General features: G+C 68.5%; 24 protein-coding genes. 11 read left to right on the forward strand and 13 right to left on the reverse strand.

The genetic code is table 11. From position 1 onward, the window contains the following. Window positions 1-2: 2 nt before the first annotated feature. The 6 genes from ACVMLK_RS00440 (at window position 3) to ACVMLK_RS00465 (ending at window position 6,707) form a co-directional block, all read left to right on the forward strand. Entirely contained in the window at window positions 3-2,195 is a 2,193-nt protein-coding gene (locus ACVMLK_RS00440) for a heavy metal translocating P-type ATPase (RefSeq protein WP_457485300.1), read from the forward strand. Next, the gene (lspA, locus tag ACVMLK_RS00445) at window positions 2,188-2,706 is read left to right on the forward strand and encodes a signal peptidase II (RefSeq protein WP_007002452.1); all 519 of its coding nucleotides are present in this window, start codon (window positions 2,188-2,190) and stop codon (window positions 2,704-2,706) included. The genes ACVMLK_RS00440 and lspA overlap by 8 nt, the downstream gene beginning before the upstream one ends. Before the next feature lie 13 nt (window positions 2,707-2,719). Next, entirely contained in the window at window positions 2,720-3,457 is a 738-nt protein-coding gene (locus ACVMLK_RS00450) for a cytochrome c biogenesis CcdA family protein (RefSeq protein ID WP_007002451.1), read from the forward strand. 143 nt (window positions 3,458-3,600) lie between these two features. Next, window positions 3,601-4,551, forward strand: coding sequence for an MBL fold metallo-hydrolase (locus tag ACVMLK_RS00455; protein WP_306302903.1), 951 nt, complete (start codon window positions 3,601-3,603; stop codon window positions 4,549-4,551). Between the two features lie 232 nt (window positions 4,552-4,783). Then, window positions 4,784-5,422 (forward strand): cation diffusion facilitator family transporter, encoded by a 639-nt coding sequence (locus tag ACVMLK_RS00460; protein ID WP_007002449.1) that lies wholly within the window; start codon window positions 4,784-4,786, stop codon window positions 5,420-5,422. Window positions 5,423-5,729: 307 nt separating this feature from the next. Then, entirely contained in the window at window positions 5,730-6,707 is a 978-nt protein-coding gene (locus ACVMLK_RS00465; RefSeq protein WP_007002448.1) for an arsenic resistance protein, read from the forward strand. Window positions 6,708-6,744: 37 nt separating this feature from the next. Here the strand turns inward: ACVMLK_RS00465 and ACVMLK_RS00470 are convergent, their stop codons facing one another. Both ACVMLK_RS00470 and ACVMLK_RS00475 read right to left on the reverse strand, forming a co-directional pair. Continuing rightward, entirely contained in the window at window positions 6,745-6,978 is a 234-nt protein-coding gene (locus ACVMLK_RS00470) for a GDCCVxC domain-containing (seleno)protein (RefSeq protein ID WP_081798710.1), read from the reverse strand. Window positions 6,979-6,985: 7 nt separating this feature from the next. Then, a complete protein-coding gene (locus ACVMLK_RS00475; RefSeq protein WP_245538228.1) occupies window positions 6,986-7,366 on the reverse strand; it encodes a mercuric transporter MerT family protein in 381 nt (126 codons plus the stop codon). 85 nt (window positions 7,367-7,451) lie between these two features. Here ACVMLK_RS00475 and ACVMLK_RS00480 point away from each other — a divergent pair, with 85 nt between their 5' ends. Continuing rightward, complete coding sequence (locus tag ACVMLK_RS00480) at window positions 7,452-7,856, forward strand: MerR family transcriptional regulator (protein ID WP_007002445.1); 405 nt, start codon at window positions 7,452-7,454, stop codon at window positions 7,854-7,856. A 193-nt stretch (window positions 7,857-8,049) separates the two neighbouring features. On the opposite strand, the gene ACVMLK_RS00485 is transcribed toward ACVMLK_RS00480, so the two are convergent. The 4 genes from ACVMLK_RS00485 to ACVMLK_RS00500 are packed head-to-tail and all read right to left on the reverse strand — an operon-like array spanning window position 8,050 to window position 11,820. Next, window positions 8,050-8,622, reverse strand: coding sequence for a GNAT family N-acetyltransferase (locus tag ACVMLK_RS00485; protein ID WP_007002444.1), 573 nt, complete (start codon window positions 8,620-8,622; stop codon window positions 8,050-8,052). Between the two features lie 33 nt (window positions 8,623-8,655). Then, entirely contained in the window at window positions 8,656-9,882 is a 1,227-nt protein-coding gene (locus tag ACVMLK_RS00490; protein WP_176559832.1) for an MFS transporter, read from the reverse strand. Next, window positions 9,879-11,342: an FAD-dependent oxidoreductase gene (locus ACVMLK_RS00495; RefSeq protein WP_404700455.1), complete on the reverse strand. Its 1,464-nt coding sequence runs from the start codon at window positions 11,340-11,342 to the stop codon at window positions 9,879-9,881. Before ACVMLK_RS00495 ends, ACVMLK_RS00490 begins: the two co-directional genes overlap by 4 nt. Window positions 11,343-11,397: 55 nt before the next feature. Next, window positions 11,398-11,820 (reverse strand): PadR family transcriptional regulator, encoded by a 423-nt coding sequence (locus ACVMLK_RS00500; protein WP_099095912.1) that lies wholly within the window; start codon window positions 11,818-11,820, stop codon window positions 11,398-11,400. A gap of 216 nt (window positions 11,821-12,036) precedes the next feature. Between ACVMLK_RS00500 and ACVMLK_RS00505 the strand changes: the two genes are divergently transcribed. Both ACVMLK_RS00505 and ACVMLK_RS00510 read left to right on the forward strand, forming a co-directional pair. After that, window positions 12,037-12,231: a hypothetical protein gene (locus ACVMLK_RS00505; RefSeq protein ID WP_141563147.1), complete on the forward strand. Its 195-nt coding sequence runs from the start codon at window positions 12,037-12,039 to the stop codon at window positions 12,229-12,231. After that, window positions 12,228-12,833, forward strand: a complete 606-nt coding sequence (locus ACVMLK_RS00510; protein ID WP_099095913.1) for a hypothetical protein — start codon at window positions 12,228-12,230, stop codon at window positions 12,831-12,833. The genes ACVMLK_RS00505 and ACVMLK_RS00510 overlap by 4 nt, the downstream gene beginning before the upstream one ends. Before the next feature lie 127 nt (window positions 12,834-12,960). On the opposite strand, the gene ACVMLK_RS00515 is transcribed toward ACVMLK_RS00510, so the two are convergent. After that, window positions 12,961-13,170, reverse strand: a complete 210-nt coding sequence (locus ACVMLK_RS00515; RefSeq protein WP_457485301.1) for a hypothetical protein — start codon at window positions 13,168-13,170, stop codon at window positions 12,961-12,963. A gap of 269 nt (window positions 13,171-13,439) precedes the next feature. Between ACVMLK_RS00515 and ACVMLK_RS00520 the strand changes: the two genes are divergently transcribed. Beyond that, entirely contained in the window at window positions 13,440-13,802 is a 363-nt protein-coding gene (locus ACVMLK_RS00520) for a hypothetical protein (RefSeq protein WP_099095914.1), read from the forward strand. 444 nt (window positions 13,803-14,246) lie between these two features. Here ACVMLK_RS00520 and ACVMLK_RS00525 read toward each other — a convergent pair whose 3' ends face one another. Next, window positions 14,247-14,567, reverse strand: coding sequence for a hypothetical protein (locus ACVMLK_RS00525; protein ID WP_141563148.1), 321 nt, complete (start codon window positions 14,565-14,567; stop codon window positions 14,247-14,249). A gap of 112 nt (window positions 14,568-14,679) precedes the next feature. On the opposite strand from ACVMLK_RS00525, the gene ACVMLK_RS00530 reads away from it, so the two are divergent. Continuing rightward, entirely contained in the window at window positions 14,680-14,913 is a 234-nt protein-coding gene (locus ACVMLK_RS00530) for a hypothetical protein (RefSeq protein WP_099095917.1), read from the forward strand. 263 nt (window positions 14,914-15,176) lie between these two features. Here ACVMLK_RS00530 and ACVMLK_RS00535 read toward each other — a convergent pair whose 3' ends face one another. The 5 genes from ACVMLK_RS00535 to ACVMLK_RS00555 form a co-directional block, all read right to left on the reverse strand. Next, the gene (locus ACVMLK_RS00535) at window positions 15,177-15,842 is read right to left on the reverse strand and encodes a hypothetical protein (RefSeq protein WP_099095918.1); all 666 of its coding nucleotides are present in this window, start codon (window positions 15,840-15,842) and stop codon (window positions 15,177-15,179) included. A gap of 264 nt (window positions 15,843-16,106) precedes the next feature. Then, entirely contained in the window at window positions 16,107-18,080 is a 1,974-nt protein-coding gene (gene parE, locus ACVMLK_RS00540) for a DNA topoisomerase IV subunit B (RefSeq protein ID WP_457485302.1), read from the reverse strand. 124 nt (window positions 18,081-18,204) lie between these two features. Then, on the reverse strand, window positions 18,205-18,687 hold the full coding sequence (gene dps, locus ACVMLK_RS00545; RefSeq protein WP_198368005.1) for a DNA starvation/stationary phase protection protein Dps: 483 nt from the start codon (window positions 18,685-18,687) through the stop codon (window positions 18,205-18,207). A gap of 102 nt (window positions 18,688-18,789) precedes the next feature. Further along, window positions 18,790-19,350 (reverse strand): nucleoside 2-deoxyribosyltransferase, encoded by a 561-nt coding sequence (locus ACVMLK_RS00550; RefSeq protein ID WP_422923767.1) that lies wholly within the window; start codon window positions 19,348-19,350, stop codon window positions 18,790-18,792. An 80-nt stretch (window positions 19,351-19,430) separates the two neighbouring features. Then, the gene (locus ACVMLK_RS00555) at window positions 19,431-20,843 is read right to left on the reverse strand and encodes an alpha,alpha-trehalose-phosphate synthase (UDP-forming) (RefSeq protein WP_457485303.1); all 1,413 of its coding nucleotides are present in this window, start codon (window positions 20,841-20,843) and stop codon (window positions 19,431-19,433) included. Window positions 20,844-20,858 lie beyond the last annotated feature (15 nt).

A 20,858-nucleotide genomic window follows, 5' to 3' on the forward strand; every position in this document is an offset into this window, starting at 1 on the left:
CCATGGCTGACGGCGGAACGGCTCAACTAGCCCCCAAGTCCAGGGCGGCCCTGCGATACCACGTGGAGGGCATGGACTGCCCGTCCTGCGCCTCGAAGATCGAAACTGCCGTTGGCCGCTTCGGCGGGGCCGAGGACATCCGGGTCAACTACCACAGCCAGGTCCTGGCCTTCCGGCTGGACGAGGCGGCGACCCCGCGTTCGTCCGTCGAGGAGGGGATCCGCAAGCTCGGCTACGGCGTCGCCCCGGTCGAGGCGCCGCGGGTGGTCGCGGGCGAGCCTGGCGCGGTCGCCGCCGACGTACCGCTCGTTCGCCCACGCCAGCCCTGGTGGAAGGGGAAGAAGGCGCGGCTTGCCGCGGCGATCGGCGCCCTCATGGTGGCCGGGTTCGCCGCTTCGCTCGCCGTCCCGTCGCTGGACCACTGGGCCTACGTACCCGCCGCCCTGATCGGGCTCGTCTTTTTCGGCAGGAAGGCCATCGCCGCGGCGCGCGCCGGTTCGCCCTTCAGCATCGAGATGCTGATGTCGATCGCCACTGTCGGCGCCATCGCCATCGGAGCAACCTCCGAGGCGGCCGTGGTGGTGTTCCTGTTCACTGTCGGCGAACTCCTGGAGGGCATCGCGGCCGGGCGCGCCCGCGCGGGGATCGAGGCGCTCGGCGCCCTGGTGCCGAGGACCGCGCTGCGCATCGAAGACGGCACGGCACGGGAGGTGCCCGCCGCCAGCCTCAAGGTCGGCGACCTCGTCCTGGTCCGCCCGGGTGACCGCGTCTCCGCCGACGGCGATGTGGCCGAGGGCGAATCCGAGGTCGACGAGAGCCCGGTGACCGGTGAGTCTATCCCCGTTCCCAAGGCGGAGGGCGCCCCTGTCTTCGCGGGCAGCATCAATGCCTCCGGTGCGCTCCAGGTCCGGGTGACGAAGCCTGCCTCCGACAACACAATCGCCCGCATCATCCGCCTGGTGGAGGAGGCGCAGGACGCCAAGGCGCCGACCGCCCGCTTCATCGAGCGGTTCTCGGCCATCTACACGCCGATCGCAGTTGCCGTGGCGGCCCTGGTTGTCGTCGCGCCGCCGCTTATCGTCGGCGCGGACTGGGACACCTGGATCTACCGCGGCCTGGCGCTGCTGCTGGTCGCCTGCCCCTGCGCCCTCGTCCTCTCGACGCCCGCGGCCATCGCCTCCGGCCTCGCCGTCGGCACCCGGCGGGGCCTGCTGGTGAAAGGCGGCGGCGCCCTGGAGACCATCGGCCGGATCCGCGCCGTCGCCTTCGACAAGACCGGCACCCTGACCGAGGGACGCCCGCGCGTGACCGACCTCCTCGCCCTGTCTGGCTCGGAACGCACGATGCTTGGCCTCGCCGCCGCGGTGGAGAACGGCTCCAGCCATCCGCTCGGCCGCGCCATCCTGGAGCGGGCGGACGCGGACGGCATCCCGCTCCGCCCGGCCAAGGAGTCCCGCGCCATCCCCGGCAAGGCCGTCGAAGCCGTCGTGACCGGCAAGCGCGTGACGGTCGGCTCACCCACCCACGCTGCCGCTCAGGCGCCGCTCACGGCTGACGCAACGCGGACGGTCGCCGAGTGGGAGAATCAAGGAAAGACCGTGGTCGTCGTCTCTGTGGACGGCGCGCCCACTGGCCTGGTCGCGGTGCGCGACGAGCCCCGGCCGGACGCGGCCGCGGGCATCCGGGCGCTCGACGCCCTCGGCGTCGAGGCCGTCATGCTGACCGGCGACAACGTCCGCACGGGTCAGGCCATCGCCGGAGCGCTCGGCCTCAAGGTGAAGGCGGGGCTGCTGCCGGAGGACAAGCTGCGCGAGATCGGCGCCCTCAAGGCAAAGGCGCCCGTGGCCATGGTCGGCGACGGCATCAACGACGCGCCCGCGCTCGCCGCCGCCTCGGTCGGCATCGCCATGGGTGGCGGGACCGACGTGGCCTTGGAGACCGCCGACGCGGCGCTGCTGAACAGCCGTGTCGTGGACGTGGCCGCCCTGGTCGGGCTGTCGCGCGCGACTCTGGCCAACATCCACCAGAACGTGGCCATCGCCCTCGGCCTCAAGGCGGTCTTCCTGGTGACGACGGTGGTCGGCATCACCGGCCTCTGGCCCGCCGTGCTGGCCGACACCGGCGCCACGGTGCTGGTGACCCTCAACGCCATGCGCCTGCTCGGGTACCGCTTCAAGGGCATGGCGCATGGCTGAGGGCCTGCTTAGGGCGCGGCTCGCCTGGACCTGGGGCGCGGGGACGGCCGCGCTGGCCTTCGCGCTGGACCAGGCGACGAAGTGGTGGGTGCTGGCCCATCTCATGGATCCGCCCCGCGTCATCCCCGTCACCCCGTTCTTCAACCTGGTGCTGGCATGGAACCGGGGCGTCAGCTTCGGCCTGCTGTCGGCGGACCACCCCGCGACGCCCTGGCTCCTGTCCTCCCTCGCGCTCGCCGTCATCGCAGGCCTCGTCGTCTGGACGACGCGCGACCGGCGCCCCGGGATGGCGGCTTCGATCGGGTTCATCGTCGGTGGCGCCCTGGGAAACGTCGTCGACCGGCTGCGGCACGGCGCCGTGACGGACTTCCTGGACTTCCACGTGGCTGGCTACCACTGGCCCGCCTTCAACCTCGCCGACAGCGCGATCTTCGTCGGCGTTGCGCTCCTGCTCCTCGTCAGCGGGCGGCGCGAACCGGCGGGCGCGCCGACCTCCGTGGCGCGACCCTGAGGGCGGGACCGGCGTGAACCCGCTCCTCCAGATGTCCGGCCTCCTGACCGCTTTCCTGGCGGGGATGGTTTCCTTCCTCTCGCCCTGCGTGCTGCCGCTGGTGCCCGGCTACGTCTCTTATGTCGCCGGGCGCTCGGTCGCCGCCGAGCGCACCGCGCCGGATCGCCTCGCCACGGTCGGCCTCGGCCTCTGCTTCGTCCTGGGCTTCGCGACCGTCTTCGTGGCGATGGGCGCGGGCGCCTCGGCGCTGAGCCAAGCCCTGCTGCGCTACCGCTACGAGGCTGGGATCGTGGGCGGGGTGGTCGTTATCCTGTTCGGCCTGATGACTGCGGGTGTTCTGCGATTGATGCCGTTACAACGCGACCTCCGCTTCATGCCGACTCTCAGCGGCGGCACGCCGCTCTCCGCCTACGTGCTCGGGCTGGCCTTTGCCTTCGGCTGGACGCCCTGCATCGGTCCGGTGCTGGGCGCCATCCTGGCGCTGACCGCCACCAGCGAAATCAGCCACCTCGGCATCATGCTCCTGGCCGCCTATGCGGCCGGGCTGGGCGTGCCCTTCCTGCTGGTGGCCGCCTTCGCCGACGCCTTTCTACGCGGCCCGTTCCGCAGCCTGCGACGCGTCGGGCGCGTTCTTCAGATCGTGGCGGGTGGCATCATGGTGGCGATGGGGGTGGCAATGATTACCGGCCACCTGACTGACTTCGCCATCCTGATGCTCCAACTCTTCCCCTGGCTCGGGAGCATCGGATGAGCGGCGCCGCGGATTCTAAGAAGCGCGCCTAATACGCCGTCAGCCACACCGCGAAGCATGCAACTCCGCCCGGCTGGGTTTAGCGCTCCTCGGCCCTCGCCGGGTGCGCCCTTGCCGAAAGACATCGTGCTCGGTGTCCCAAGGTGGCCACCATCGCGGCTTCCGCGACACCGCGCAAAAACAGGGAGAACAGAATGCCGTCTCAGCCGATCGTACGGGGCTTTTACGATGATCAGACCGGAAGCGTCTCCTACGTCGTGGCGGATCCGCAAACAAAGAAATGCGCGGTTATCGATCCCTTGTTAAGCTTCGACCGCAATTCATGCAGCCTTGCGACCCAGCCAGCCGACGAGATTGCCACCCATATCCGGGAGCGCGGACTGATCCCGGAATGGGTGCTCGACACCCACCCGCATGCTGACCACCTTTCTGCCGTCGCCTACCTGGGCGAGCGCCTTGGCGTGCCAACAGGCATTGGCGAACAGACCCTCGCAGTTCAGGCGATCTGGTCGGACATCTATAACATCCCCGATCTCGAGGTCGGTGGCCGCGACTATTGGGACCACATGTTTGCAGATGGTCACTGCTTCAATCTTGGCGCCTCGGAAGTGAGGGTGATTTTTTCCCCAGGCCACACCGCGGCCTCGGTCACCTACGTCGTTGGCGACGCCGCGTTCGTGCATGACACCCTCTTCATGCCGGATGCGGGCACGGCACGAGCCGACTTCCCTGGTGGTAACGCGCGGGCCTTGTACCGCAGCATCCAGAGCATCCTCGCGTTGCCACCGACGACACGCCTCTTCACCGGCCACGATTACCGTCCGGGCGGGCGCGAACCGCGTTGGGAGTCCACCGTAGCGGAGCAGCGGGCAACCAACATTCACCTACGGGACAGCGGCGGAGAGGACGGGTTCGTTCGGCTGCGGGAGGAACGTGATCGAACGCTTCCTCTGCCAGCGATGATGCTCTTTGCATTGCAAGTGAACCTCCGCGGCGGACGTCTGCCGAAGCCGGAAGCGAATGGCACCTCATACCTGAAGCTGCCGATTGACCGCTTTCGAACGAGCGCTGCCAGGGCGATGGACGCAGAATGATCGGCCGGTTTTGGACGGCCTCTCCGAAGCGGCCAGCGATCCCAGCATTGAGCTCACGGTCATCTTGGGCCGTGCATCTGGGTGGCGGTGCTGAGGTCTTTCCAATGTACGAAAGGCGCCCGTCACCTCGTAGCACGCGACATCTTGATGGCCATGGGCGCCGCGCCGGTCCGCTATTTCAGATCCGGCACCCCCTGAACGTATCGGTACGGTCTTGGCTCGGGAGCATCGGATGAGCGACGACGACGACCTGCCCAAGGACCTCGCCCACATCACGCCCGCCTACCGCCGGGCGCTCTGGATCGTGGTCGGCCTCAATGTCGGTTATGGCCTGGTGGAGATGGTCGGCGGCTTCATCTCCGGCAGCCAGGCGCTCAAGGCGGACGCCCTCGACTTCCTCGGCGATGGCCTAATCAGCTTCCTTGGCCTGCTGGCGATCGGCTGGAGCCTCGCCTGGCGTGCCCGCTCCGCCCTCATTCAGGGCCTGTTTCTTGCCGTGCTTGGCGTGGGCGTGCTCGCCACCACCGGCTATCGGGTGCTGGTGCTGAACCAGCCCGAGGCCGAGCTCATGGGCCTCTTCGGCGCCGTCGCGCTGGTGGTGAACGTGGCCTCCGCAGCGGTCCTCATGCCGCACCGCGAGGGCGACGCCAACGTCCGGGCCGTCTGGCTGTTCAGTCGCAACGATGCCATCGGCAACCTGGCCGTGGTGGTCGCGGCGGGCCTGGTCTGGTGGACCGAAACTGCGTGGCCAGACCTCGCCGTGGCGTTCGTCATCGCCGGGCTGTTCCTGCAATCCGCCTGGGCAATCATCCGTGATGCTCGTAGCGACCTTGATAAGGCAGGCCAGGGAGAACAGCAGTCCGACCGATAGCCGCCATCAACTTATCAGCTTGCCTGCTTGGTGGTGCATGCAACAGGCATGATGATAACGGCGCTGCCCATCGTTGCTGCCCTTGGCAGGAGCAGCAGGTGGGCAGGCGCCACAGCGAGGGCGCGGCTTCCTGGGGTATGGCACGGCGGCTTGCGCCGGGGCCCGGCCAGCCGGTGCACCTTCCTGGAAGACCTTTCCGTTCCGGTCCTTGCAAAGCGGGCTGCCTGCTGCGGCTGGCGAGCCTAACCACGTCACCACACCCGCGGCGTGACATCGGTTGCCCGCTCACCACGGAGGAGCCGACAACTTGGCCATCACCCGCACCGGCCTGGAAGAGAACCAAGTCGCCATCTACTTCGCCGCCGTCGTGGCGGGCGCGATCGCGGCCGTCGCCGCGCCCGGCGCGGCGTGGGGGGCGGTCATCAACCCCGCCCTCGCGGCCCTGCTGTACGTGACCTTCCTCCAGGTGCCGCTGGCGGACCTGCGAAGGAGCCTGGCCAACGGGCGCTTCCTGCTGACGCTGCTGGCGGTGAACTTCGTTGCCGCGCCCCTGGTGGCGTTCGCCCTGGCTTCCATGCTGCCCGGCGAGCAATGGGTGCTGCGCCTGGGTGTCCTGATGGTGCTGCTGGCGCCCTGCATCGACTACGTGGTCGTGTTCACCCACCTCGGCCGCGGGGACGCCCGCCTCATCCTGGCGGCGACGCCGGTGCTGCTGGTGGCGCAGATGCTGCTGCTCCCCGTCTACCTCGGCCTGTTCATCGGCGAGCGGGCCATGGCGATGATGCAGCCCGGTCCCTTCATCGAAGCCTTCGTCTGGCTGATCGCCGTGCCCCTGGCTCTCGCCGCGGCCACTCAGGCGTGGGCGGCGCGCTTCGGCGCCGGGAAGGCGGTCGCGGACGCCATGGGATGGCTGCCCGTTCCCCTGATGGCCGTGGTGCTGTTGGTGGTCATCGCGGCCGTTGCCCCGAACGTGGCGGCCCAGGCAGGCTCCGTCGCCATGCTGGTGCCGGTCTACGTCGCTTTCGCCGCGCTGATGCCGGTCGTAGGTAGCGTCATCTCCAGGTATGCGGGCCTGGAGGCGGGCGCGGCGAGGGCGGTCACCTTCAGCGGCGGCACCCGGAACTCCCTGGTCGTCCTGCCGCTGGCCTTCGCTATCCCGGAAGCCGGTGCGCTGCTGCCTGCCGCGGTGGTGACGCAGACGCTCGTCGAACTCGTCGCCATGCTGGTCTACATCCGCTGGGTGCCGAGGCTGGTGCCCGCCAACCCCGGCCTTGCTGCGGAGTGACGGTCATCCCGCCGTTGCCGACCACGCGGGGAAAGGGTCAGCCAGCCGCTGGCGGCGGATCTTCCGCGTGGCAACAACCCTTCCCGTCCACCTGGACAGGCGGGCACGGCACCGTGCCGTAGGAGCAGAACACACAGCAGTCGCCCTGCTTGGGCCGGAGCAGCGTTCCGCAGCCGGTGCAGTCATAGAAGTACTGGCAGGCATCGGTCGGCATTGTCTCGGTTCTCGCCGTGCCGCAGTGCGGGCAGGTGATTGTCGACTCCAGGATCATCGGGTCCTCACACGTACGCATAACCGAGCACCAACAGGATGATCCCGACCGCCAAACCTGCCGGAACGACAAGCCGGAGGGCTGGGTTGGGGGAGCAGGCGGAGCCCGGCTCGCAGGCAACCGCTGCCCGCTGGCGCCAGAGCAGGACCGCTCCGCCAGCCAGGCACGCGGCTGCGGCGGCGAGCAGGATCGTGCGGTACGGCCCCAGAAGGACCGCCAGCCCGAAGAGCCAAGCGCTTCCCAGCCCGAGGGAGCCAAGAAGCATCGGCAGCGCACAGCAGGAGGCCGCACCGAAGGCTGCGGCGATGCCCGTCGTCGTCAGCACCATCGCACCGGCTTCCTGGACCGCCCCATGTGCCGGGGTAGCATTCACTTGGGTGTCGGACACGGTCGGCCTCCTTGTCTCAGCTATGCAGCCTACCTACCGTCTGTAGCGACTACAGACTCAAGTCCTTTCTGAGGAGGCGCATGGGATGGGGCAGAGCGGCGTTGCCATCGGTGAACTCTCGCGGCGGACGGGCTGCAACATCGAGACGATCCGCTATTACGAGCGGATTGGCTTGCTTCCAATACCGGCCCGCCGGGGGCGCTACCGCCTCTTCGGTGAGGAGGACATCAGGCGGCTGAGGTTCGTGCGGCGCGCGCGGGAGCTTGGCTTCACCCTGAACGAGGTGGGCGCGCTCCTCGAACTTGGTGCAGGCGCCTGCACCGAGGTCCATGGCATCGCCGCAGCACACCTCGCGGATGTCCGCTCCCGAATTGCCGACCTCCAGGCGATGGAGCGTGTACTGGATGGTGCCGTGCAGCAATGTCAATCCGGGGAGCAGGCCACATGCCCACTGATTGAGACCTTGTCGGGAACAGCGGCCACTACCTAGGCGCAGCGCAAGGAGGGCCATGGGCTAGCAGTCGATTGCTGTGAGTGGTCGTGGCGGCCATTGCGTCGGGCATAGCGGCCAAATCGGCAGCGTCGCCAAGCTGATCTGCATTTGCTGATGCGGAGGCTGGTTCCCACCATGCCGAGTACCGCCTTCGCCAGTTTGCTGGCGAAGGATGTCAGGGGGAAGGCCCTTACTCCACCTCGGGTGCCGTCTCGTCACCGTCCCCCAAAGCCAACTGCATCAGCACAGTATCCAGCCATCGCCCGTGCTTGCGGCCAACCGAGCGCAAGGTGCCGATCGGCTGAAATCCGAACGCCTTGTGCAGGCGGATGGACGCCTCGTTCGCGCTGTCGCCGATGACGGCCACCATCTGCCGGTAGCCGAGTGCGGCGCACTCCTGGATGAGGGCCTCGAGCAGGCGGCGGCCGATGCCGCGCCCTCGGGCCTCCTCGCTGATGTAGACCGAGTTCTCGAGTGTATTCCGGTAGGCAGGCCTGGGCCGATAAGCGCCCGCGTAGGCGTAGCCGAGCACGCGACAATCGGTGTCCTCGGCCACCAGGTAGGGCAGCCCGCGTTCGGTGATGGCGATGCGTCGCTGCCGCATATCTTCGGCCGTCGGTGCCTCTGTCTCGAAGGTGGCGGTGCCATGGAGCACGTGGTGCCGATAGATGGTGGCAACAGCGTCCATGTCGGCCTCTCTGGCAGGCCGGATGGTCACCTCGGCGGGCTGATTGGTGAGGGCGGTTGTGATCAGTTCAGGCACGGGAACCTCGTTTTCTTGGATGGAGGATGACTGTCAGGAACGCCGGAGCGCATTGGGCACGAGTGCCAGCACCATCAGGATGTTCAGCATCGCTGCCCCGCACAGGATAGCCAGCGTCGCCTGCGTGCCGAAGCTGTCCAGCAGCCAGGCGCCGAGAAAGGGCGAGGCTGCCTGCGCGATGAGGGTCGGCATGGCGATGCGGCCCATCAGCACGGCGTAGCCCTCCTTGCCGAACAGGGCCAAGGGCACCGTGTCGCGGGCGATGGAGCGGACGCCACTGCCCATGCCGTACATGACGATGCCTGCGGCCACGACGCCGGGCGCACCCACCAGCATGCCCAGGCCGACCGCCACCAGCACCGCGGACGCGACCAGGCTCCAGATGGGATGCGCCTTCTTGCCGAACAGCATCTCCAGCACGCGGGCGCCGACCTGCGCCGGGCCGATCAGCGTGCCCAAGGCGACGGCCGCCGCCAGCGCCAGCCCTTGCGACTGCAGCAGTGTCAGCAGGTGGACGGAGATGACGGTCATGATGACCGCCGCCAGGGTGAACCCCGCTGCCAGCACGACGAAGGCGTAGCGCTGGCCCGCCTGCACATGGCCTGGCGCCACGGCAGCCTTGGCGGCCGTGGGTGCCGCAGCGGGCTTGGCCAACTCGCGCGGCACGCCGAACAGGTAGAGCGGCAGCACCACGGCGAGGTGGATGGCGGCGTAGGTCAGGCAGGCGCCGCGCCAGCCCAGGTGGTCAACCAGGAAGGCACTGAGCGGCCAGCAGACCGTGCTGGCGAAGCCGCCGAACAGGGTGACGTGGGTGATGGCCGAGCGCGCCTGCTCGCCACAGAGACGCCCCAGCGTCGAGAATGCCGGGTCGTAGAGCCCGGCCCCCATGGCCAGCCCGAGCACCACCCAGGCGACTACGAACACCGGCAGGCTCGGCGCCAGCCCGAGCAGCAGCAGGCCCGCGGAGAGCAGGACGGCGCTGGCGGCGAGCACGGGGCGGCCGCCGTGCCGGTGAATCAGGTGGCCGATGCGCGGCGAAGCCAAGCCGGACACCAGCATGCCAATAGACAGGGCGCCCATGATCCAGGTGAGCGGCCAGCCGGTGTCCGCGGCAATCGGTCCGGCCAGGACGGCTAGCAGGTAGTAGGAGGAACCCCAGGCAAGGATTTGGCCGACGCCGATGGCCGAGACGACCGTCAGCCGGTTGCGGCCTGCTGCCGCACCGGCAAGGGCGCTTCCCGGTGTCGTGGCCTGGCTCATTCGGCGGGCTCGGACGGTACGGTCGCCCGCGCGGTGTTGGTCCCGCAGCACGTCGTTTCCTTGACCAGCTCCTGCTCCGGCCGCGAGGAGCAGCAGGCGACCGGGGGTGCCGCGGGAGCGCAGCAAGAGGACACCACGTCGGCGGCGCCGGGCAGCACGCGGCTCGAGCTGCAGACGCCGGTCTCCGGCAGATCGAGCTCGACACGGCGCGCGGCCTCGAGGTCGCCCGCGAGGAAGGCGGCGATGGAGCGCACCTGCTCGTGGCCGGTGGCCAGCAGGAAGGTGGGCGCCCGCCCGTAGCTGGCCATCCCGGCAAGGAAAAGCCCGCTGTCCGGCTGCTGGAGCTCGAAGGCGCCGTGCGGCCGGACGGTGCCGCAGGAGTGCAGGTTGGGATCGATCAGCGGCGCCAGCACGCGCGGGCACTCCAGCGCCGGGTCCAGGTCCAGGCGGACCTCGCCAAGGATTCCGAGGTCGGGCCGTAGGCCGGTGGCGACCACCATCTCGTCCGCCGCCACCGTCCTGCCTTCGAGACCCTTGACCTGCAGGGAACCACCGGTGCCCCGGCGAACCTCATCCACCGCGAAGGGCGCGAGCAGCTCGACGGCACCGGCCTCCACGAGGCGCCGCAGCCGTTGGCCGAGGGCGCCGCGCTCCGGCAGCTGGTCGGCGGCGCCACCGCCGTAGGCCCGCGTCAGGTCGGCGCCGCGGGCCGCCCACAGGACAGCCGTGCCCGGCGCCTGTTCGGCCAGGCGGGCGAGGTCGATGAGGGTGCCAACGGCCGAGTGGCCCGACCCGACGACGAGGACGCGCTTGCCCGCGTAGCGGCCGTGGTCGGCGCCCAGCACGTCCGGCATGCCGTGGCGGATTCGCTCGGCGGCCTCGCGTTCGCCCACGGCGGGCATACCGGAGGCACCGGCCGGGCTGGGACTGCCCCAGGTGCCGGTGGCCACTATGACGGCGCGAGCGAGGAGGCGGCCCTCGCGTCCGTCGGCCTGGAACCTGACCTCGAAGGGCTGGTCCTCGCGCCCGGCGTCGCGGACCTTGCCCACGCGTTGCCGGACGACGCCGGTCACCCGCGTGTTCAGGCGCAGGCGGCCAGCGATCTCCGGCAGCGCGGCGAGCGGCGCCAGGTAGTCGTCGGCGAGTTCGCGTCCGGTCGGGAAGCCATCGGCGTCAGGCGCCATCCAGCAGTGCCGCTCCAGCAGGGCTTGGGCCGCCCGGTCGATGTTGTAGCGCCAGGGGGAGAACATGGGGACGTGGCCCCAGGCAAGCGGCGCCGTGCCGACCGAGGGACCGGCTTCCAGGATGACCGGCTCGAGGCCACGCTCCAGCAGATGCGCTGCGGCGGCGAGGCCGACCGGACCGCCGCCGATGATGGCGACAGGTAGCGATCCGAGGGCGGCGTGGCCCTCAGAGGCCCTGTTCTGAGGGCGCGGCGTGGCGGAGCAGCAAGACGTCATTTGACGTTCCCCTTGGGTATGCCTCGGTGGGCGATGTATGTGGGCAAGCCAACGGTCAGCATCGGCAGGCACCCTTGGCCTGGTCGCGGGCAGCAGCGGCGCGGTCGGTCTCGGTCAGGGCCGCCGTGGCGTCCATCCATGCCTCCAGGCCGACCTTGAAGGCGTCGCGGCCCCTGTCGGTCAGCGTGTAGACCTTGCGCTCGCGACCGGAGACGATTTCCGAAGCGGATGTCAGGTAGCCGCCCTGCTCGAACTCGCGCAGCGTCGGGTAGAGGGCACCCTCGGAGGGCGAGCAGCAGCCGTTGGTGGTCCGCTCGACGGCACGGGCGATGTCGTAGCCGTGCGCCGGGCCGTCGTGCAGCACCTGGAGGACGAAGAAACGGCTGAGCGCCATCTTGATGGTCCCGGCCCAGTAGGCCCGGTCCGTGAAGTCCGGGGAAGGTCGGGCGACGGCGCGGAGGGTGGGTTCCTTCGACATGTCGGAACCCTATGCCTTGGAGGGCGAGGTATCAAGGCTACATTGGACAGTGATGGGCGACTCTGGCGCCTGGGATGGCGCGAGACACCGCTGAATCAGTCCTATACCTTGCACGCCCGTTACCGCCTGCGCCCGGAGTGGGGCTGCGGGGGAAGCCTCGCGGATGTCGTTTCAAGCCTTGGGGCGCACTAGGTTATCCGGCAACAGGAGCGGTAGATGACGGAAGCCCAGCGCAAGACCTTCGAGATCATGGCGAGGCGGTACACCGAGGTGAACACGACCACCCGTGCCGTTGCCCGTGAAGCGCTGGTCCGCGAGGGCATCCGGACGGCCGATGGTCGTCTTGCCCCCGAATACGGTGGCCCGGCGCCGAAGAAGCCGTCGAAGAAGCCAACCGCAGCTCGTAGTTGAGTCGCTACGCCACTTCCTTCGTATTGGGCTACCACGACTGCGATGAGAAGGTGGGCAGGAAGGCCCTTGCAGGTGAGGTGAACCTGCTGCGGAGTGAGAAAGATTATGATTGGCTCGGCCCCGGTGTTTACTTCTGGGAGGGCGATCCCGGACGCGCACTGGAGTGGGCCGAGGACAAGGTCGCCCGTGGCGATTACAAGAAGCCCTTTGTTCTGGGTGCCGTCATCGACCTGGGCAACTGCTTGGACCTTCTGGTCCGCGAGAACCTCAATCTCCTGAGAAACGCCTATGACAGTCTGGTGGCCACGCGGGAGAAGAGCGGGCAGGCGCTGCCTCGTAATAGGGATGTCAGGGGCAGCACGACCAACGACAAGCTGCTCCGCAACCTGGACTGCGCCGTGATCCGCCGCCTCCATGCCATCTTGGAGGAGGATTACGATCTGCCTGCCGGAAGCGAGAAGCCGGGCCCGTTCGACACCGTCCGCGGTCTCCTCACCGAAGGCGAGCCCGTCTACCCGGACGGAGGCTTTTACTTGAAGACCCATACCCAGATTGCCGTCTGCAATTCCGCCTGCATCAAGGGCCTGTTCCTGCCGCGTTGACTGCTACCTTCAAGGTGCGTTCGCCTGAGAGCCGGGCCGAATCGGAATCCGTGGATGACCGAGGGGTGGTGTGGAGGTGCAGTCGCCGCTTGCCAGCCAGACGACCCGCCAATCAGGTCGCGCCAGGCTAGGCCGGATCCTTGCGGTTACCCTTGCTCACGATGAGCATGTCGTTGTCCGGCAATGGTCGCTGCAGCTCGCGGGCGATCCCCCACGGCGCCTGCAGCCAAGTGTCTATCTCGTCCGGTGTCGTCAGCATCACCGGCATCGCCTTGAGGTGGATGGCGCCCTGGGATGTCGCCCAGCAACTCCAGAGGCCACTGCCGGATGCCGACATGCTCATTGTGTCGAGGGGGAACCGGGCGGATCCGGCGCCCGGATAGGCCGCACCGCACGCATCGGTCACCGATGCCTGGGTTCACTGCCCCACGCTGTTGAAGAGGCGCGAGCGAGGAGCACGAGCCGAGTACGAGGTCGTACCCTCCGGAAGCAGAAGGTGGCCCAGACTGGACCATGTGAAGACTTGCCCGTCGCGCACGTGTTCATTGAAAGCGCCAAAGCTGCCCCCCATCTCCATTGCTTGGGCTGAGCCGTTGGAAGGTGTAGATGCTGGACGTGATTGGGTCCCTCATGAAGGGCGAGGACAAGTATCCTCGGGCCTTCGCCGCTGCGAACGAGTTTTGGAGCGAGATCTTCGTGGTGCAGCGGGATGGTGACGACGCCACTTTGCAGGCGGCGATAGACGGCTCGCAGACAAGCTTTGAATGGCGCATGTCAGACGTCGGCGTCTCCCGCCCCTCTGCGAAGTCCATCATGGCCGTGACCGCGATTGGCGCGCTCTATCGGGACGGCTTCGAGGATGAGGAGTTTGCCAAGCGGGTCATTCGTTCCTTCGTGGCGAGCTCGAGGTTAAGCTTGGAGGTGAAGGCGTCCGCTAGGGATACGATGACGATGTACTCGCTTGATTGAGGGTGTGACCCTCGTCATCGGAGCCGAAGGCGCAAGCGTCTCGACTCGTTAGCGGCGGTGAACTTCCACAGCGGCAAAGCGTCCGCTGTCCCGTAGCAAGCTGGCGCCCGGGAAGCCTACCTCGAACGGCGCCATAACGGGGTTGGAGCGGTGCAGCCGGGCCAGATCGCCTCCGGCAACCGCAGCAACTGCGTGAGACCGCTACAGTCCTTCGCCGCCACGCCGAGTGGCACGGCGCCAAACTCGTCCTTTGGCCTCGCCACCCACCGACGGCTCGCCGTGAGGTGGCTCGCCACCATCCACACCGCGGCGGCGAGGGTGGCCGGGACCTCCCGGAGCTCGGCCTGCTTCGTACCTGGCAGGCGGACCAGTCGACCGGCGACGAGATCGTGCAGGACGGGATGGTCACGCCGCCAGACAAGGGCCTCGTCGGAGGTCAGGAAATCAGCGCTCGGGCGAGGCTGCCTTCTGAAGGAAGGCATCCGCACCACCCGCGACGAACCCCTGGCCATGCTGGGCAAGCCAGCGGTTGAAGTCGGCACCTGCCTCGGCCCTGAGCGCCCGCTGTCGGTCCTCGCGCCTATGGACGAGTTCCTCGTCGAGCAAGTTGGCCACGGTGCGTGCGGCGTATGGCCTGCCATCGGGACCATGATGGCCACGCTCGGCCAGCATCTCGGCGACGGCGCCAAGGTCACGGTCCAGGTCTTCGGAGGCGAGGCGCCGGGCCTCGGCTTGGATGGCTGGGTCACTTGGGTAGGGCGGCATGGGCGGTCCTCCTGCGGACCGAGCCTAGCCCCGGTGCCATGAGCCCTGGCAAGCGGCAATGAACCTCCTATGCTGCCCGGACGTTTCGATGCCAGGGGCAAGGGAGCGACCGATGGGGCTGGCAACCTACACACTGAAGATGGCGGCTGTGTCAGCGCTAGCCGCTGCGATTCTGGTCTTCGGCGGTGAGCCAATGCCTGCTGGCTGGCTGGACGGCATCGTGGATCCGGGCGCCACCGTGGGGCAGGCCGCGACCGTGGTGGTGTTCACGGTGGCCGGGTCGGCGGCGACGGCGGGCGGAATAGCCGGGCTGTTGTGGCTCGCCTGGGCGTACTGGCGCGAGTAGCGGGCCGGGCTGCGGCAGCGAAGATGGGACGAGGTGCAGTCACCACATGATTGAGGTGGCGCGTCAGGTTGTCCGGAGAACCTCAGGAACCGGGTTGCCGGTGCCATCTGTGCAACCCAAGGGATCCTGGCCACGTTCTGATGACGGTGCGACTAGGCGCTAAGACAAGAGGTGCCCCTACCTGGATGGTCAGATCCAGGTAGGGGTGCCTTCTTGCGTTCAGTCTGCGGCTACAGTCTGGATTTCAGGCGGGAAGGCCCGCCTTAGGTATTATAAACGGCGCACGCGCTCGCATGGCCATCATCTCCTTGCTCCGGTTGCGACGTGGGAAACGCCGGGCGGCGTCCCGCTGACAGACCGGTACGACTAGGCGACCGGGTCTGTTCCTCGGGCTCGGGGCTCAACAGGAAGTATGTCCCCCTGGAGTCGGAGCCGAATAGGTGGCCATTGCTGGCCAGAATTGATGCCAGTCGATTCATGGGGCGTTGCTCCGCACCCAGGAGACCGTCCGCCAGTACGACCTTGAGGAGCTCCGTCCGGTGTGTCGGGCCGCCTTCTGCAAGGATGGCGGCGACCCGATCTCGCACGCGGCTGTTCTTGCTGTCAGGCTTGCTCTTGGGCGACACCGACGATGGCGGCACAATGTGGTCGCGCCTGCGCTCGAGGTACGCTTGCAGCCGCAATAGGGTGCGGAGCCCCTCCATAACTCGTGCCTGTCGGGCATCCAGGACCGCAATCGCCGCAATGCATGCCACATCGTTACCGTCGTTGCGGATACGTGCCTTCTCAAGCCACGCCGTCGCCTTCGCCCGCGCTGCAGCCAGTTGCTCCATCTCGAGCTCGACCACTTCATAAGCAAACGTCGAGATGCCCTCGGCGAACAGCGGGGGGACGCTGGCGAGCAGGGCGTCGAGTTCATTGGCGATCACGGCGCCGGGTTCAGAGCTGCTTCCCATAACGCAAGGTAAACGGGAGACTCTGGCGCCGGTTGCAGCACGCGCAGGGTGAAACCTGTCGTTTTCCTTGGGCGGAAGGCCAGCGCCGGGTGACTCTGCTTGCGCAGGGTCTCGCCGCGTTTCGGCAAGCAAAAAGGGCGCGAGGATTCCGCGCCCTTTGTCAATGAAAGCAACGGGTTAGGAGAGCGCCAGTCTACTGAATGGCGCCGGAGTCTCCCGTTTGGTGCGCGCTTATAATCAGGCGTCCACCGCCTCCAGGTCCAGGCGCGCGGCATTCTCCTGGATGAAGCGGAAGCGCAGCTCGGGCCTGCGGCCCATCAGGGCCTCGATCAGCTCGGAGGTGGCGGCCCGCTCCTCCGACGGCAGCACCACCCGCAGAAGGGTCCGCTTGCGCGGATCCATGGTGGTCTCCTTCAGGGAGGCGGGCGGCATCTCGCCCAGGCCCTTGAAGCGGCTTACCTCGACCTTCTGGTTCGGCTTGAACGCCTTCCTGAGCAGCTTCTCGCGCTCCGCGTCATCCATGGCGTAGAGGGTCTTGCCGGCAGTGGCGAGGCGGTAGAGCGGCGGCTGCGCCAGATAGACCCGGCCCTGGCGCACCAGCTCGGGCAGTTCCTTGTAGAAGAAGGTCATCAGCAGGGCGGCGATGTGCGCGCCGTCCACATCGGCGTCGGTCATGATGACGACACGGCCGTAGCGCAGGCGGGCGAGGTCGAAGCGCTCGCCGGCGCCACAGCCCAGCGCCTCGATCAGGTCCTTCAGCTCCTGGTTCTGCCGCAGCTTGTCGGCGCTGGCCGAGGCGACGTTCAGAATCTTGCCGCGCAGGGGCAGCACCGCCTGGGTCTCGCGGTCGCGCGCCTGCTTGGCCGAGCCACCGGCCGAATCGCCCTCGACCAGGAAAAGCTCCGTGCCGTCCGCCGACTCGCGCGAGCAGTCGGCGAGCTTGCCGGGCAGGCGCAGGCGGCGGGTCGCGGTCTTGCGGGGCGTGTCCTTCTGCTCGCGACGACGGATGCGCTCCTCGGCCCGCTCGATGGCGAAGGCGAGGAGATTGCCGGCGGTGGCCGGATCGCCCGCCAGCCAGTGGTCGAAGTGGTCGCGCAGGCCGGCCTCGACCAGCTTCGCCGCCTCGGGCGAGGTCAGCTTGTCCTTGGTCTGGCCCTGGAACTGCGGCTCGCGGATGAAGACGGACAGCATGCCGGCCAGGCCGCCCAGGATATCCTCGGCGGTGACGCTGGCGGCGCGCCGCTCCTTCTTCAGCTCGCCATAGGCGCGGAGCCCCTTCACCAGTGCCGCGCGCAGGCCGGCCTCGTGCGTGCCGCCCTGCGGCGTCGGGATGGTGTTGGCGTAGGTGTGGAGGAAGCCCTCGCCCCGTTCCAGCCAGGTCACCGCCCATTCGGCCCGCCCGGCGCCGCCCGGAAAGCTCGTCTCGCCGGCCCAGGGGGTGGGGATGACGGTGCCGGCGGCCTCGACCGCGGCCGCCAGGAAGTCCGAGAGGCCGCCCGGGAAGTGCAGGATCGCCTGTGACGGGGTGTCGTCCTTCACCAGGGCCGGATCGCAGGACCAGCGGATCTCGACGCCGCGGAAGAGATAGGCCTTCGAGCGGCAGAGGCGGAACAGGCGCGTCGCCGAGAACTGCTGCGCGCCGAAGATCTCCGGATCGGGCCGGAAGCGGATGGTGGTGCCCCGCCGGTTGTGCACCGGCCCGGCGTTCTTCAACGGCCCCAGCGGCTTGCCGCGCGCATAGGCCTGGGTGAAGAGGGTGCGGTCGCGCGCCACCTCCACCTCCAGCCGCTCCGACAGGGCATTGACCACAGAGCTGCCGACGCCGTGCAGCCCGCCGGAGGTGTCATAGGCCTTGCCGGAGAACTTGCCGCCCGAATGCAGGGTGGTGAGAATCACCTCCAGGGCGGAGAGCTTTGGGAACTTCGGATGCGGGTCGGTCGGGATGCCGCGCCCGTTGTCGCGCACGGTGAACAGATTGCCAGCCTCGAGCGTGACCTCGATGCGGTCGGCGTGGCCCGCCACAGCCTCGTCCATGGCGTTGTCGAGCACCTCGGCGGCGAGGTGGTGCAGCGCATTCTCGTCCGTGCCGCCGATATACATGCCCGGCCGGCGCCGCACGGGCTCCAGCCCCTCCAGAACCTCGATGTCCTTGGCCGAGTAGGATGTGCCTGGCTGGGACTTGGCGCCGCGGCCGCCGAAGAGATCGTTCATGTCTTGTTCACACCTTCGCCGGGCAAACTAGCGAAGGGAGGCCGGACCCCGCAACCCCGGCAGGAAAAAGGGGCCGGGGAAATCCCCGGCCCCTCGACGCGTCCGCCCGCGGCGGGGTGCCGCCTTACTTCTCCAGATGCGCTTCCAGCATCCAGAGCTTCTTGTCGATGTCGCGCGACAGGGCGGTCAGGAGATCGGCGGTGTCGGCGTCGCCCGCCTCATCGGTGCTGTCGATTCCCTCGCGGACGGACTTGGCGAAGGCGGCGAAACGGTCGGCCAGCTCCTTCACATGGTCCATCGTGTAGGTGGTCGCCTGCGAATAGGGCTTGAGCCGGCTCTTGTCGCTGATCAGCTGGCTGGTGCCGTCGGGCGTGCCGCCCAGCTGGACGATCCGTTCCGCCACGTCGTCGGCGCCGGCGAAGAGCTCGTTGTAGAAGCCCTCCAGCATGGTGTGCAGACCGATGAAGTTCGGACCCTTCATCGTCCAGTGCGCCATGCGGACGCAGTTGGTCAGGTCGTTCATGTCGACCAGGGTGCCATTCAGGACATTGACGGCGACCTTCTTGGCATTCTCGCCGAGGTCGTTGCGGGTGGCATGCAGGGCCATGAGCGATACTCCTCTTTGAACAATGTAACGCTGAAGCTCAGATGGAGTTGCCTTGCGGCGATGCCAGGGGGGCCATGGCGGGAGGCGCGTGATGATTCGCGGTCAGCGTTCCATCAGGACGCGCACGCAGGCCTCGAAGGCCTCCAGATCGTGCCAGCGGCGCTCCGGCGGCACCGCCCGGGCGAACAGCGCGCCGCCCGCCGCGCGGATGCCGCCATCGATCATCAGATTGTCGTGGCAGCCGAAGTCTTCCAGATGGAGCCCTTCCTCATCGACCCAGCGGCCCGTGGCATCCTGCCGCGCCAGAGGGCCGAGGAAGGCGCGCGTGCGGCACGTGAAGTCCTGCGCGACATTGGCATAGCCATGGACCGGCCGACCGAGGGCGCGCATGAAGCCGAGTTCATAGATCGTCCCGGCATCGGCCGAGGGCCCGCGGAAGGGGGTCAGGTTGGCGATCAGCGCATCGCAAGCACGGATATGCGCCTCGTTGCGCAGATAGATCTCGAGAAACCGCTCGGTCGCGGCATCGGCGGCGGCGTCCTCGACCGGGTCGGTCGGGAAGACGCCCGTCGCGCCATGCTCCGCGCAGATACGCTTCTTCTGCGCCGCCACCAGGGCGGCATCGGGCAGGAAAACGTCGGGGCCGGCGAGATAGATGCGCATGCCGGCACTTTGCCCCGGCCTTCGCCGGCCGGCCAGGGGAGGGATCAAAAAAAGAACATGGCGCCCGCCGGATGGCGGTTTCAGGCGGCCCGGGCCGCTGTGGGAAGGCCCCGGAGATCGGCTACGAAACGGTCGCGCCAGCGCTCCAGGCTGTTCCGCCGCATCACCGCCAGCAGATCGGCATGCCGCTCCCGCCGCTCCGCCAGCGGCATGGCGAGCGCCTGCTCCAGAGCGGCGGCGACGCCCGCCTCGTCATGCGGATTGACCAGCAGGGCCGAGGCCATCTCGCAGGCCGCGCCGGCGAATTGCGAGAGGACCAGCACGCCGGGGTCCTCCGGGTCCTGCGCCGCGACATACTCCTTGGCCACGAGGTTCATGCCATCGCGCAGCGGCGTCACCAGTCCGACCCGCGCGGCGGCGTAGAGCGGCATCAGCGCGTTGCGCGGAAAGCTCCGGTTCAGGTAGCGCAGCGGCGTCCAGTCCAGCTCGGCGAAGCGCCCGTTGATGCGCCCGGCCTCGCCCTCCAGCTCGCGGCGGATCACCTGGTAGGCCTCGACATCGGCGCGCGAGGGCGGGGCGATCTGCAGGAACTCGACGCGGCGGTGCCAATCCGGGTGCTCGGCGAGGAAGCGCTCATAGGCACGGAAGCGCTGCCGCAGCCCCTTCGAGTAATCCAGGCGGTCGACGCTCATCACCAGGGAGCGCCCGGCCAGGCTGGCGCGCAGCGCCGGCAGCCGTTCCGCCCCGGCGGTGCGCGCCTCGGCGCGCAGCGCCTCCACCTGCACGCCGATCGGATAGACGCCGGTCCGCAGGCTCCGCTCCCGGACGCGGAACACCCCGCCCGGCAGCTCCTCTCCCCCCATCTCCCGGCGGACGTAATCGCCGAAGGCCTGGCGGTCGCGCTCCGTCTGGAAACCGATCAGGTCATAATGCGTCATGGCGCGGAGCAGCTCGGCATGGGCCGGCACCGCCATCAGCACGGAGGGAGCCGGCCAGGGCGTGTGCAGGAACAGGCCGATGCGGTTCGTGACGCCCAGCGCGCGCAGCGCCTCGGCCAGGCCGAGCAGGTGGTAGTCATGCGCCCAGATCACGTCCTCCGGGCCGATGAGATCGGCGAGATGGCGGGCGAAATGCGCGTTGACCCGGCGATAGCCGGCGAACTCCCCGCGATCGAAGCGGGACAGCGCCGTCTGGTCGTGCAGGATCGGCCAGAGCGTGCCATTGGCGAAGCCGCGATAGTAGTCATCGTAGTCGCGGCGCGTCAGGTCGGTGGTGTAGAGCGTCACCGGCCCGCTGCGGGCGATGGCCGGGGGCAGGCCGGGGGGCAGGGTGCCCGGCGGCACCACGTCCGGCACCGTGTTGCCGGACCAGCCGAACCACAAGCCGCCGCTGTGGCGCAGTGCGTCCATCACGCCGGCGGCGAGGCCGCCCGCGGTGGCTTCGCCCTCGGTGATCGGGGCGACACGGTTGGAAACCACGACCAGTCGCGACATGCGCGTGCCTCGTCC

This window comes from Teichococcus aerofrigidensis, assembly GCF_054073225.1.